At 63.7% G+C, this 13,529-nt stretch carries 14 protein-coding genes; 4 read left to right on the forward strand and 10 right to left on the reverse strand.

Annotated features, from left to right (window positions below):
* Positions 1-25 precede the first annotated feature (25 nt).
* Complete coding sequence (locus ABWL39_RS06280) at positions 26-736, reverse strand: hypothetical protein (protein ID WP_367788188.1); 711 nt, start codon at positions 734-736, stop codon at positions 26-28.
* Between the two features lie 54 nt (positions 737-790).
* Positions 791-1,345, reverse strand: coding sequence for a gamma carbonic anhydrase family protein (locus ABWL39_RS06285; protein ID WP_367788191.1), 555 nt, complete (start codon positions 1,343-1,345; stop codon positions 791-793).
* A 111-nt stretch (positions 1,346-1,456) separates the two neighbouring features.
* Between ABWL39_RS06285 and ABWL39_RS06290 the strand changes: the two genes are divergently transcribed.
* From ABWL39_RS06290 to ABWL39_RS06305, 4 genes are all read left to right on the forward strand, one after another.
* Entirely contained in the window at positions 1,457-3,490 is a 2,034-nt protein-coding gene (locus ABWL39_RS06290) for a M3 family metallopeptidase (RefSeq protein WP_367788193.1), read from the forward strand.
* Positions 3,491-3,675: 185 nt separating this feature from the next.
* Positions 3,676-4,233: a glutaredoxin family protein gene (locus tag ABWL39_RS06295; RefSeq protein WP_367788195.1), complete on the forward strand. Its 558-nt coding sequence runs from the start codon at positions 3,676-3,678 to the stop codon at positions 4,231-4,233.
* Positions 4,233-4,997 (forward strand): exodeoxyribonuclease III, encoded by a 765-nt coding sequence (xth, locus tag ABWL39_RS06300; protein ID WP_367788197.1) that lies wholly within the window; start codon positions 4,233-4,235, stop codon positions 4,995-4,997. Before ABWL39_RS06295 ends, xth begins: the two co-directional genes overlap by 1 nt.
* Positions 4,998-5,031: 34 nt before the next feature.
* Positions 5,032-6,510 carry a DegQ family serine endoprotease gene (locus ABWL39_RS06305; RefSeq protein ID WP_367788199.1) on the forward strand — a complete coding sequence of 493 codons (1,479 nt, stop codon included), beginning with the start codon at positions 5,032-5,034 and terminating at the stop codon, positions 6,508-6,510.
* Positions 6,511-6,577: 67 nt separating this feature from the next.
* Here the strand turns inward: ABWL39_RS06305 and ABWL39_RS06310 are convergent, their stop codons facing one another.
* The 8 genes from ABWL39_RS06310 to ABWL39_RS06345 form a co-directional block, all read right to left on the reverse strand.
* Positions 6,578-7,048: a tetratricopeptide repeat protein gene (locus ABWL39_RS06310; RefSeq protein ID WP_367788201.1), complete on the reverse strand. Its 471-nt coding sequence runs from the start codon at positions 7,046-7,048 to the stop codon at positions 6,578-6,580.
* 167 nt (positions 7,049-7,215) lie between these two features.
* Positions 7,216-7,863 (reverse strand): lytic transglycosylase domain-containing protein, encoded by a 648-nt coding sequence (locus ABWL39_RS06315; protein ID WP_367788203.1) that lies wholly within the window; start codon positions 7,861-7,863, stop codon positions 7,216-7,218.
* Positions 7,851-9,584, reverse strand: coding sequence for a proline--tRNA ligase (locus tag ABWL39_RS06320; RefSeq protein WP_367788205.1), 1,734 nt, complete (start codon positions 9,582-9,584; stop codon positions 7,851-7,853). Before ABWL39_RS06320 ends, ABWL39_RS06315 begins: the two co-directional genes overlap by 13 nt.
* A gap of 125 nt (positions 9,585-9,709) precedes the next feature.
* A complete protein-coding gene (locus ABWL39_RS06325) occupies positions 9,710-10,519 on the reverse strand; it encodes a penicillin-binding protein activator LpoB (RefSeq protein ID WP_367788207.1) in 810 nt (269 codons plus the stop codon).
* Positions 10,520-10,567: 48 nt separating this feature from the next.
* Positions 10,568-11,155: a penicillin-binding protein activator LpoB gene (gene lpoB / locus ABWL39_RS06330; RefSeq protein ID WP_367788209.1), complete on the reverse strand. Its 588-nt coding sequence runs from the start codon at positions 11,153-11,155 to the stop codon at positions 10,568-10,570.
* Positions 11,156-11,183: 28 nt separating this feature from the next.
* A complete protein-coding gene (locus ABWL39_RS06335) occupies positions 11,184-11,576 on the reverse strand; it encodes a YcfL family protein (RefSeq protein WP_367788211.1) in 393 nt (130 codons plus the stop codon).
* On the reverse strand, positions 11,573-13,051 hold the full coding sequence (locus ABWL39_RS06340) for a COG3014 family protein (protein WP_367788213.1): 1,479 nt from the start codon (positions 13,049-13,051) through the stop codon (positions 11,573-11,575). The genes ABWL39_RS06335 and ABWL39_RS06340 overlap by 4 nt, the downstream gene beginning before the upstream one ends.
* Positions 13,052-13,206: 155 nt before the next feature.
* A partial coding sequence (locus ABWL39_RS06345; protein ID WP_367788215.1) for a hypothetical protein occupies positions 13,207-13,529 on the reverse strand: 323 nt, incomplete at its 5' end.

Genomic DNA, 13,529 nt, shown 5'->3' on the forward strand with positions numbered 1-13,529 from the left:
AGTTTTTGCCGGCGGCAGGGGCTGCCTACCCGTTATTGCCGCCGATCCGGCGGATCAGCGCAACCCGCTCGGACAGCTGCTGCTCCGCCGCCATGCGCCCGCCAAAGCCGAGGTCGCGCGGGGCCGAGGCGAGGATGGACTCGGCCTGGTCGAACACCGGGAAGGAAAACGACTGCCCGTTCCACTGCGCCTGGCGCCCGCTCATGCCCAAGGCCGTGAGGGATGACTCCATGAACGACTGCCAGCGCGCGCCTTTTTCGCCGCTGGCCTGCGCGCCTAGCGCCTGCCAGGCATCGGCACCCGCCGCCACGACCTGCGCCGTGGCCAGATTGGTGGCTTCGAGCATGCGCATGCGCAGTGCCTCGGCCAGCTCGGGCTCGGCCTGCAGCAGCTGATTGACCTGGCTGGCCGCCGCCCCCGTGGCGCGCACCCGGCCATCGTCGCCGGTTTCCAGCGAGAACGCGCTGCGTGGCGAGATGCCTGCCGCGTGTAGCGCGCCGCGAAAGTCGGCCTCGGTTTGCTTGACCCGACGGGTGAATTCCTCGGGCGACACGAACAGCGGGCCGGCCAGCGACGGCAACTCAGCGGCCGACGCCTGCTGGATCGCCTGCCCGGCCTGGCTCAGGCTGACACGGTCGGTCGTGGTGCCAGTGGCCGCATCCGCGCTGTCACGGTGGCGAGTGGCGACGGCCGCCTGGCAATACGATGATGCGGTTGAAACGGCAGACAGTTGCATGATTCAAGCCCTCCTGCCGTGCAGGCAAGCAAGAAGTCGGCCTGTTGCATCGGTTCAACTCGACTGCGCGGCAAGCGGCGGCTGATAGTTGTTCTTTACCCGCACATAGTGCTCGGCCGAGTATTTCAGGTGGGCCAGCTCGTCGTCGCTCAGCGGGCGGATTTCCTTGGCCGGCCGGCCGAGGTAGAGATGGCCAGATTTCAGTACCTTGCCTGGCGGCACCAGGCTGCCCGCGCCGACCATCACGCGGTCCTCGATCACGGCGCGGTCGAGCACGATGGTGCCGATGCCGATCAGGCATTCGTCACCGATGGTGCAGCCGTGCAGCGTCACCTGGTGGCCGATGGTGGTATCGCGGCCGATGAGCAGCGGCGCGCCTTGCGGGTCGTCGGGCCGCTTGTGGCTGACGTGCAGCATGCACAGGTCCTGCACATTGCTGTTATCACCGATGCGGATGTGGTTGACGTCGCCGCGCACCACGGCGAACGGCCAGATCGACACGTTCTCGCCGAGCACCACGTCGCCGATCACCTGGGCACCGGGGTGCACGAAACAGCTGGACGGAATCGTCGGCAGCACGCCTTGGTAGGCGCCGATATTGGAGAACATGGCAACTTCCTCTTGTGAAACGAGACAAAACCCCAACTATAAGCGATATTTGAAGCGGCCAAACGGGCAGAGACGCCGTGGCCGGACTGCCGAACCACACTGGACCCCAATATGAATCCCTTGCTCGATTTCTCCGGCCTGCCCAAGTACAGCGCCATCCAGCCCGAACATGTCACCCCCGCCGTCGATCAGCTGCTGGCAGAGAACCAGGCGCTGGTCGACCAGCTGCTGGCCGATACCGCCGCCCCCAGCTGGCGCGGCTTCGTGCGCCGCCTCGACGCCGGGCTGGAACGCCTTGGCCGCGCCTGGAGCCAGGTCAACCACCTGAACCACGTGACATCGAGCCCCGAGCTGCGCGACGTGTACAACGCCAACCTGCCCAAGGTCACCCAGCTCTACGCCGGCCTGTCGCAGAATCTCGGCCTCTACGCCAAGTACAAGGCGCTCAAGGCCGGCACCGAATGGGACAGGCTCGACGCGACGCAGCGCAAGATCGTCAATGACGAATTACGCGACTTCGTGCTCGGCGGCGCCGAGCTGCCGGATGACCGGAAGGCCCGCTTCAAGGCCGTGCAGGAAGAGTTGGCCGGGCTGTCCGCCAAGTTCAGCGAGCATCTGCTCGACGCCACCGATGCCTGGAGCAAGCAGGTTGACGACGCGACCACGCTGGCCGGCTTGCCCGACGACGTGATCGCCGCCGCGCGCGCGGCAGCCGAGGCCGACGGCAAGCCGGGTTACAAGCTGACGCTGCAGATGCCGTGCTACCTGCCGCTGATGCAGTACGCCGACAATCGCGAGCTGCGCGCCGAGCTGTATCGCGCCTATGCCACGCGCGCCGCCGAGTTCGGCCCGGCTGAGCTCGACAACACACCGCTGATCGACCAGATCCTCACGCTGCGCGCGGAAAAAGCCGCGCTGCTGGGCTTCGGCAGCTTCGCCGACATCTCGCTCGCCAGCAAGATGGCGGAATCGCCGCAACAGGTACAGGGCTTCCTGCACGATCTCGCGACCCAGGCCAAGCCCTATGCCGTGCGCGACTGGGCCGAGCTGCAGGCCTTTGCCGGTGCGGAACTCGGGATCGACAAGCTGGAGGCCTGGGATGTCGGCTACGCCAGCGAGAAGCTGCGCGTCGCTCGCTATGCCTTCTCCGACCAGGAGGTGAAGCAGTATTTCCCCGAGCCCGTGGTGCTCGATGGCCTGTTCAAGCTGCTGCACCGGCTCTACAGCGTCACCATCAAACCGGACCAGGCCGAGACCTGGCACGCGGATGCCAAGTTCTTCCGCATCGAGGATGCGCAGGGCCAGCTCGTCGGCCAGTTCTATCTCGATCTCTACGCGCGCCAGGGCAAGCGTGGTGGCGCCTGGATGGACGACGCGATCTCGCGCGTGAACAAGGACGGCGCGATTCAGACCCCGGTCGCCTATCTCGTCTGCAACTTCTCCGGCCCGGTCGGCAACAAGCCCGCACTGTTCACGCACGACGAGGTGATCACGCTGTTCCACGAGGCCGGCCACGGCCTGCACCACCTGCTCACGCGCGTCGAGGAGCGCCCGGTCTCGGGCATCAACGGCGTGGAGTGGGATGCGGTCGAGCTGCCGAGCCAGTTCATGGAAAATTTCTGCTGGGAATGGGATGTGCTATCGCACATGACACGCCATATCGACAGCCATGAGCCGCTGCCGCGTGCGCTGTACGACAAGATGATCGCAGCCAAGAACTTCCAGAGCGGCATGCAGTTCATGCGCCAGCTCGAGTTCGGCCTGTTCGACATGCGCATTCACAGCGACTTCCGCCCAGGCCAGGGGAAGACCGTGCAGGACGTGCTCGATGCCGTGCGCCAGGAGGTGGCCGTGCTCATCCCGCCGGCGTTCAACCGCTTCCCGCAGGCATTCAGCCACATCTTCGCCGGCGGCTATGCGGCGGGCTATTACAGCTACAAATGGGCCGAGGTGCTATCGGCGGACGTATACGCGGCGTTCGAGGAGGCCGGTCCGCTCGACACCGGGATCGGCCATCGCTTCTGGCATGAAATCCTGTCGGTCGGCGGCAGCCGCCCCGCGCTCGAATCGTTCAAGGCCTTCCGCGGCCGCGCCCCGGAAATCGACGCGCTGCTGCGCCACAACGGCATGGCCGAGCCGGCCTGAGCGTTAAGCGGCAATTAAGCCAGGCGGCGCTATGATCGAGCCTATGCTCGGCACAGCGCCGCCATTACCTCGCGGCCGAACCGACTGCAAATCTGTGTAAAACGTGCATCCAGCGCGGCTGGCAGCCCCTTTCGCGGCGGACGCGCTGCTAGAATGACAGGATCACAAGACGGAACTCCCTCTCCATGAAAACCGCTCTGATTGCCCTGCTACTGATAACCGGCACCGCCATGGCGGGCACCGTGTACAAATGGACCGATCCGGCGACCGGGAAGACGGTGTTTTCGGACAACCCGCCGCCGCCTAACGTCAAGGCACAGGAAACCAAGCTGAGGGCCAGCGTCATCGAGACCGGCGGCCCCTCGTACGAAATGCGCGAGGCGATGAAGAATGCCCCCGTCACGCTCTATACCAGCGAATGCGGCGAGATTTGCAACGAGGCGAAGAAGCTGCTGTCCTCCCGTAGCGTGCCCTATACCCTGAAAAACCCGGCGACCCAGCCAGCCTTCCTGGATGAGCTGCGGAAGCTGGCCAACGGCGATGCCCCCATCCCGGTACTCGTGGTCGGCAGCCAAGTGCTGAAAGGTTTCCAGCAGGGCCCCTGGAACAGCGCGCTGGACAGTGCAGGCTACCCGAAAGGCACTGAGCCCAGCCGCCCCAAGACCGAGAAAACTGCCGGTGCGCCGGCGACGAACCCGGCCGCCACGGGCAAGCCCCCCGCCAAGCAGGAAAAGAAATACTGATGCAAATCGCCACCTGGAACGTCAACTCGCTCAAGGTCCGCCTGCCGCAGGTGCTGGCTTGGCTCGCGGCCAACCCGATCGATGCGTTGTGCCTGCAGGAGACCAAGCTCGAAGACGTCAACTTCCCGGCAGCCGAGATCGAGGCCGCCGGCTACCGCGTCGCCTTTGCCGGGCAGAAAACCTACAACGGTGTGGCAATCCTGTCGCGCCACGCGCTCGACGAGGTGCAGGTCAACCTGCCTGGTTTCGAAGACGAGCAGAAGCGCGTGATCGCCGCCACCGTCAACGGCGTGCGGCTGATCTGTGCCTATATCCCGAATGGCCAAGCGCTCGATTCGGACAAATACCAGTACAAGCTGCGCTGGCTCGCCGCGCTCCAAGCCTGGCTCAAGGCCGAGCTCGCGCGCTACCCCGAGCTGGCCCTGCTCGGCGACTACAACATCGCGCCGGAAGACCGCGATGTGCATGACCCCAAGGCCTGGGAAGGCCAGGTGCTGGTCAGCGACCCGGAGCGCCAGGCGTTCAGGGACTTGCTGGCGCTCGGCCTCAACGACAGTTTCCGCGCGTTCGAGCAGCCCGAGAAAAGCTTCACCTGGTGGGATTACCGCATGGGCGGGTTCCGCCGCAACCTGGGCCTGCGCATCGACCACATCCTGTTGTCCGCTCCCCTGATGCAGCGTTGCGCCAGCTGCGTGGTCGATGTCGAGCCACGGCGCAACGAGCGCCCGTCGGACCATACGCCGGTGATCGCCACACTGGCCTGATCGTCCCATACCGTTTTGATTGCAGGGAAGTACGATGAAACACACTCTCCGCCACAGCCTGACACTCAGCGTGCTGGCCTTTGCCCTGGCGCTTGCCGGCTGTAACAAGCCGCCCGCCGACAATAACGCCCCGGCCGCCGGCAGCAAGCCGCAAGCCTCTGCCCTGCCCAATCTGCAGCGCAATCCCGGCGTGATGCTGCCCGACTTCACCTCGCTGGTCGAAAAAGAGGGCGGCGCTGTCGTCAACATCAGCACGACTCAGACGGTCAGTACGCGTGGCCGCGCGGCCGTCCCAGGCTTGTCCGAAGACGATCCGTTCTACGAGTTCTTCAAGCGCTTCGCGCCGCCGCAGCAACAGCCGCGCCAGTACCAGGCCCAGTCGCTGGGCTCTGGCTTCCTGATCTCGGACGACGGCTACATCCTGACCAATGCCCACGTCGTCGCCGACGCCGACGAAGTCACCGTGCGCCTGACCGACAAGCGCGAATTCAAGGCCAAGGTCGTCGGCGTCGACAAGCGTACCGACGTAGCCCTGCTCAAGATCAGCGCCAAGGAGCTGCCCAAGGTGCCGCTCGGCGACCCGGGCAACCTCAAGGTCGGCGAATGGGTGGTGGCGATCGGCCAGCCTTTCGGCTTCGACAACTCGGTCACAGCGGGCATCGTCAGCGCCAAGGGCCGCTCGCTGCCCGACGAGAGCTATGTGCCGTTCATCCAGACCGACGTGCCGATCAACCCCGGCAACTCGGGCGGCCCGCTGTTCAACATGAAGGGCGAAGTGGTCGGCATCAATTCGCAGATATACTCGCGTTCCGGCGGTTACATGGGCATCTCCTTCGCCATCCCGATCGATGTCGCGCTGAGCGTCGCCAAGCAGCTGCAGGAGACTGGCAAGGTCAGCCGCGGCCGCATCGGCGTGCAGATCCAGCCGCTGTCGCAGGAGCTCGCGCAGTCCTTCGGCCTGAAAGGCACCGAGGGCGCGCTGATATCGATGGTCGAGGCCGACGGCCCGGCAGCCAAGGCCGGTGTCCAGCCCGGCGACGTGATCCTGAGTTTCAACGGCCAGCCGGTGAAATCGTCGAACGAGCTGCCGCTGCAAGTTGCCAACGTCAAGCCCGGCAGCAAGGCCAATCTGAAAATCTGGCGCAAGGGGCGTGAACTCGACATTGCGGTGTCCGTGGGCGAGATGCCGACCGACAAGGTCGCGGCTGCCGCCGATACCGCGCCACAATCGGCGCCAGCCAAGATTGCCCGACTCGGCCTGCAGCTGTCGGACCTGAGCGCCGACCAGAAGAACGAGCTGCACATCCGCGCCGGCGTCTATGTCGAGGATGCCGAAGGCCCGGCCGGCAAGGCAGGGCTTGAGCCCGAGGATGTGATCCTGGCCGTCAACTCGACCGAGGTGGCCAATGTCGCGCAATTCTCCAAGCTGGTGAGCAAGCTCGACGGTGGCACGATTGCGCTGCTCGTGCTGCGTGACGGCAACACGCTATATGTGCCGCTGAAACTGCGCTGAGCGAAATCGACCTCTTCACGGCCCGGCAGCCTGAGCTTGCCGGGCCGTTTTCCATTCCGGTGGGGCGCTATTGCGCCTTCGATTTCCTGAAATCGGCGATCTTCTCCTTGAGCTCGCGATACGCTTCACACGGCAGCCAGCACAGCTTGTCGAGCGCAGCGAGCTGCCGCTCTGCATGGACGAGGTCGCCTGCCTGCAGGTAAGCCTCGCCGAGGTACTCATGTGCGCCACGATGCCCGGGGTTGATCGCCAGCGCCCGCTCGTAGTGCCTGAATGCATTGGGCAGATCACCCGATTTCCGGTAGGAGTAGCCGAGCCAGTTCTCGGCATCGGCATTGTTGGGTTCGCGCTGAACCGCCTGCGTCATGCTGGCGATGGCCTGGGGCCAGTTCTTGGCCTTGATTGCCGCCTCGCCGGCGGCGTAGTCGGGGTCCTGCGAGCCGCTCTCGAACATGCCGCCGCTGCCACCCGCGGCCAACGACGCCGCACTCAAGCTCAGGCTGGCCAGCAGCACCAGCCGGTGGATCATGGTTTTCATGGGGGCTCCCGGAATGAACAATCACGATTCAGTGTAGATTCTGCCGGGCGGCGTGGGAGAGCCGCTTTGCGGGAGTGATGCGACACGCTCGCGAACGACCACCTCACAGCTGCTGGCCATGAAAAAAGCAGCCCACGGGCTGCCTTGGTCCTCACGGCCGGAAATCGTCAGGCGTGTGGGCCGCCTGCCGCGGGACTGCCTGCCACGGGAACGCCCGCCGCACTGGCAGTCTGGGTCGGATAGTTCCAGTAGCGCTTCCACGCCGCGAGCACCATGTTCGGGTACTCCGGCCGGCCGAGGCTGCCGTTGTAGCGGCCCAGCGCGCGGAACAGATTGCCCTTTTCGATATCGACGTAGTGGCGCAGGATGGTGCAGCCGTAACGCAGGCTCGTGCGCAGGTGGAACAGGTTCTGCTCCGGCGTGCCGATCGAGCGCACCCAGAACGGCATGACCTGCATGAAGCCACGTGCACCGACCTCGGATACCGCGTATTTCTTGAACCCGCTCTCGACCTGGATCAGGCCCAGCACCAGCTGCGGATCGAGGCCGGCACGCGAGGCCTCGTACTGCACCGTGGTCAGGAACTGGCGACGCACCTCGGGGTCGGGCATGCGCTTTTCCAGCCGGCGCGACATCTCGCCCAGCCAGGCCTGCGCATCGGCCTCGTTGTCGAACACCAGCCGCGGCGCAGCGGTGTCGGCCACCGCGCGCTGCAGCGACGAGACGACGCTGGCCGACAGCTGTTCCTCGACCTGGGCACCCGCCCAGGCCGACGACACTGCGAGAGACAGGGTCAGTGCAATCAGGCGCCGCATGTCTTCAATTTAATCTGGTTCAGCGCATCTGCCAACGGCAATACCGTCGCGGCTGCGTCGGCACGGCCCTGGTACTCGATCTCGCCGTTCTTCAGGCCACGCTCGCCGATGGTGACACGGTGCGGGATGCCGATCAGCTCCATATCGGCGAACATCACGCCCGGCCGCTCGTCGCGGTCATCGAGCACGACATCGATGCCGGCCGCCACGAGCTCGGCGTAGAGCTTGTCGGCCTCGGCCTTCACGAGCTCGTTGCGGTAATAGCCGACCGGCACCAGCGCCACGCTGAATGGCGCCATCGCAGCCGGGAACAGGATGCCCTTGGCATCGAAGTTCTGCTCGATCGCCGCGCCAACGATGCGCGACACGCCGATGCCGTAGCAGCCCATTTCCATCGGCTGCTCTTTGCTGTCCTTGTCGAGGAAGGTGCAGCCCATCGCAGCCGAATACTTGGTACGGAGCTGGAAGATGTGGCCGACTTCGATGCCGCGGCAGATGTCGAGCACGCCCTTGCCGTCCGGGCTCGTGTCACCGGCAACGACGTTGCGGATATCGGCCACCAGATCCGGCTCGGGCAGGTCGCGGCCCCAGTTGACGCCAGCGATGTGGAACTTGGGCTTGTTGGCACCAACGACGAAGTCGCTCATCACCGCCACGGTGCGGTCGGCGATCACGCGCAGCTGGCCACGATCGACGCCGACCGGCCCGAGGAAGCCCGGCGGGCAATTGAAGAAGGTGCGGATTTCCTCTTCGGTGGCAAAACGGAAATCCGCCAGGCCGTCGATCTTGCCGACCTTGACCTCGTTCAGCGAGTGGTCGCCGCGCAGCAGCAGCAATTGCAGCCTGGGCTGGCCATTGCCGTCGTCCCCCATCAGCACAATGGATTTGACGGTACGTGCCAGCGGAATGCCCATCAGCTCGGCCACCTGTTCGCAGGTGGTCTGCTTCGGCGTATCAACGTCGCGCATCGCTTCAGCGGCAGCCGCGCGCGCGGCGGCGGGCGCCAGCGCCTCGGCCAGCTCGACGTTGGCGGCAAAATCGGAGGTCGGGCAGTAGGCCAGCGCATCCTCACCCGAGTCGGCGAGCACATGAAACTCGTGCGAGCCCGAGCCGCCGATTGCGCCGGTGTCGGCCGCCACGGCACGGAACTGCAGCCCCAGGCGCGTGAAGACGTTCGAATAGGCGCGGTACATCGTCTGGTAGACCTTTTCCAGGCCGGCGAAGTCGACGTCGAAGGAATAGGCATCTTTCATCACGAATTCGCGTGCGCGCATCACGCCGAAACGCGGGCGGATCTCGTCGCGGAACTTGGTCTGGACCTGGTAGAAATTCAGCGGCAGCTGCTTGTAGCTCTTGATCTCGGTACGCGCGATGTCGGTGATGACCTCCTCGTGTGTCGGTCCGAAACAGAAATCGCGCTCGTGGCGATCCTTGATCTTCAGCATCTGCGGGCCGAACACGGCCCAGCGGCCGGTTTCCTGCCACAGCTCGGCGGGCTGGATGGCCGGCATCAGCAGCTCGAGCGCACCGGCTTTGTTCATCTCGTCGCGCACCACGGCTTCCACCTTGCGCAGCACACGCAGGCCGAGCGGCATCCAGGTGTAGAGGCCGCTGCCCAGGCGCTTGATCAGGCCCGCGCGCAGCATCAGTTTGTGGCTGGGCAGCTCGGCTTCGTTGGGCGCTTCTTTCAGCGTGGAGAGGAAAAACTGCGAGGTGCGCATTACGAGATCCTGAAAGCTGGGGAAAGGCGGCAATTTTAACGTGCAAGCCCATGAGCTGTCAGCGTTTTGCACGCCCCAAAACAAAACAGCCGGCAAGGCCGGCTGTTCGGGGTGGTGCATCACACTCATTTGAGGATGATGACTTCCTCCTGCTTCTCGGTGGTCGTGGTGACGCCCGTTACCCGGCGCGTCACGCGCGAGCCCGGGTTGAACTGCTCTTCGAGCTGCCGCGCCACATCGGCGCCGAGGCTCTTCGATACCTCGGACACAACCTTGCCACGATTCGGCACGACAACATTGTTGCCGGTCAGGAACTTGACGTCCTGGCCCTCGCCCATCGCGCTGAACGCAGCCTTCACCTCGTAGGTGCGGGTGTTGATCAGGCTGAACTCGGCGACGAGCTCCAGGCTCATGGTTTGCGTGTACTTGCCCGTGCCCTGTACCGGGTTGGCTTCGTTGCGCCACTCCATGCTGTTGACCGAGCCGAACAGCACGTAGTCCGCACCTGGGTACATGCCCTGCTTGATGCGGTTGATGACGTCGTACAGCTTCTCGGTGTTCTTCGCGGTATAGGGCTTGGCTTCCATCACGCGATAGATGCCGGACTTGAGCATCTCACCCTTGATGTCGGCGTTGAATTTGCGCAATTCGCCGCGATCGATATAGGTGTACGTGCCTTCCGCCTCGAAGTAGTTGCTCTCGTGCTTGCCGCTGACCGAGCTGCGGCCCGATGCCGACGAGCTGTAGTCGCTATCGCGCTCGCGGTGCGATTCAGATGCACGTATCGAGGATTTCTCGCTCGCGGCCACCACGTGGAAATACTGGCTCACCTTTTCTTCATAGGCGAGATCGGTTACGGCGATCTTCGGGGCATCGGCATAGGCCGCCCCGGCAATCAGCAGGCCCGCGAACAGGCCCAGTGTCTTGCGAATCATGCGGTATTCTCCAGCAGAAAGGGCCGCGAACGGCCCTCGAAGCGTCGCTTAGCGGCGGGTGGTCTTGCGGATTTCCTTCTCGTCCTGCCATTCGTCGATACCTTCCTCGACGTTCTTCAGCATCAGCGTGAACTTGTAGAACACATCCTTCGTGTCCGAGTTCTTCTTGACGATGGAGGTGATCTCGCCGGTCAGCAGGTATTTGGCGCCCTGCATCTTGCCCACCTTGGCCGACTTGGCCTTGGAGTAGAGGCCGGACTGGTTCTGGCGCATCAGCTCGTCGGTCTGCGCATCCATCGTGCTGTTGTCGGTGGCAAAGCGGGCGCCGCCCTTCATCAGCTGGGTCTTGATCGAGTTGGTGATGTTGCGCGTGTCGATGTATTCGCTGGTCTTGTTCTTGACCTCGGCCACGGTGATCAGCGGACGGTCGCGCATGGCCGGGTGCTGCATCAGCGAGCGTGCCATCGATTCGGCGATCATCTGCAGGTCGGTCGAGCCGAATTCGTTGCTGACGGTTTCGACAGCCTTGGCATCGCCGTAGGAGACATTGCCGGAGCCCAGCGTCGGGGACTGCGTGGCACAACCGGTGGTAACCGCGATCAGGGCGGCGGCAAGCGTGAGTTTGGCGTAGTTCATGTTTTTCCTTTCTGTGCGGGCGCGGCGGTTATTGTGCTTGCGGCGCCTTGCCGGTGTTGCTGGGGCTCTGGACTTCGATACGGAAATCGGTGGCGGCCGGTGTCGGCGCCACTTCGTTGATCAGCTTCTTCTGCAGACCATAGATGGTCAGCGGCTTCCACACTTCTTCGCCCCATACGCTGAAGCCCGAGGCATCGAGCCACTTGAAGCGGTAGAACATAGATTGGTTGCTGTTGTCCGAGTTGGTGACTTCCACCTGGATGTTCAACAACTCGTTGCGCTTGACCAGGCGAATGCCGGATACCTTCAGGTACTTCATCTCGCCGAGCTGCTCGACCTTGTCGGCAATGCTGTCGGCCAGCGCCGGCAGGCTGCTGCAGGTCAGCACAACGGCGAGCAGGATGGGTTTGAGCAGTTTCATGATTCCGTTCCTTTGTTTTTGGCTTTCTTGCCCTTGGCCTTGACGGGCTTGGCAGGCTCACTAGCCGGCACGGTCGCACTCTCGGCTACCGCCATCTGGGTCGCGGACGGCAACGCGGGCACGCTCGGTTGCACCAGGTACACGCGGTCGCCCATCAAGCGGATCGGCACGATCGCATGCTTGCCGGCGAGGTCGACCTCGACCCGCTTCTCGCCCTGCGGCGTGGCAATCGAAATCGTGTGATGGCCTGCCGGCAGCGTGTCACGAGCGATCGCGATCTGCGACGGCAGCGTGCGCCAGGTGCGCTCGTCGGCCGATTCGGTGGCGACGGCAGCAACGGTGGCGATCAGGCCGCCGAGTGGGCCGGCGCGGTCGCCGATTTCCTTCTGCGCCACGCCCTTGGCCGCGGCACGCACCGCGCTACGCACGATAATGCCTGGCATGTCGTCACGCAAGGCCCGGCGCGACATGGCGTCGATGCTGGTGACCGAGGCCACCGGCAGGCTACGCCCCGACACTGACAGGCTGGACGGCAGGAACACATTGCGATCGGGACGGATCACCGGGAAGGAAATCGGCGTCACCAGGAACGCGCCCTTCCACCACACGGGGAAGGGAATGGTCTGCGACACGCGCGCCGGCGCGGTGCCCGTTTCGACCACGAACAACACGTCGGTCTGGTTCGGCTTGATGCGGCGGCCGCGATTATCGACGTCACTCAGGCCATCTTCGAGCAGCTTGACGTTGGGACGCAGCTCGATCGCCTTGCGGTAGCCGGGCGCTGCCAGGCTCGGCTCGCCCAGCGCTTCATAGACGAAGCCCGCCAGATAATGGCTGAATGCGCTCTGATAGCTGTTCTTCAGCCCCACCACCTCGGCATCGTCGAGCGTCTCGACCGGGTAGCCCTTGAGGTCCTTGAAGCTGGTCTTCACATTGCGCGACTTGGCCGATTCCTCGACCTTCTCGGTTTCCTTGGCGCGGAATTCGGCGATCAGCGCTTCGCGCTCATGCGTCTTCTTGATCTCGACGCGGGCATCTTCCCAACGCCCCGAGGCCGCCTGGTTGACCGTCAGGAAGGTATTCAGCATCACCTTCTCGTAGTCGTAACCATCGTAGCGGCGCGACTTGTCGTTCACGATGTAGCTGCTGATGTCACCCATCAGCTTGTATGGGTCGGTCTTGACCGCGTCTTCCCAGATGCGCACCTTCTCGTCGGCCTTCTGCCACGCTTCGACGCTCTGCGGGAGATCGTTCTTGAGCGTGAGCAGCTTGCCCTTCTCGAGGAAGTAGAGCAGGTCCTTGTCCTCGCCGGTGTTGTTGCTTTCGAGCTGGGCCAGCGCGACATCGACCTGACCGCGGCTGGCGGCATCGACGGTCCCCTTGAGTTCGGACTGATAGCTGCGCATCGAGCCGCAACCTGTCAGCAGCGAGGCTGCAAGACAAACAGCCGTCAATTTGAACGGGAATTTATCCATTTTTTTATTCCATCATGTTATTTGATGGTTCCGACGCCATTACCGCCCGCTTCCAGTCGAACGTAAGCTGCCGGCATTGCTGCCTGACATGCGCCGAAACAACGGCGGCAAGGCTACCTCAATATTTGTGCAATTACAAATATTTAATGACAATATCAAATCATCGAAGAAAATATATTTTGTACGAAACATGACAATATAATTTTTACACCCGGCATCAAGGCACGAACATCGGAATGGCGGAGGCCCAGAATCACGGAAAGGATGGCACCGGCGACGATGGTCTGGCGCATGACGAACACGCTTGACGCGGCAGGCAACCGGCGAATGAACAGCATCCACGCCTCGCGTTGCACCTTTGTCCGTCCTGGTGTAGAGAGGCGCGCGTTTTGGCACAGATTTGCATGGCATTTGACATAGGTTGCGCGCAAACCTCTCGCCCGGGATTTGCGTGCAAATTGGCACAGGCAAGGCGGGC

This window comes from Chitinivorax sp. PXF-14, from assembly GCF_040812015.1.
In the GTDB taxonomy this organism is placed as follows: domain Bacteria; phylum Pseudomonadota; class Gammaproteobacteria; order Burkholderiales; family SCOH01; genus JBFNXJ01.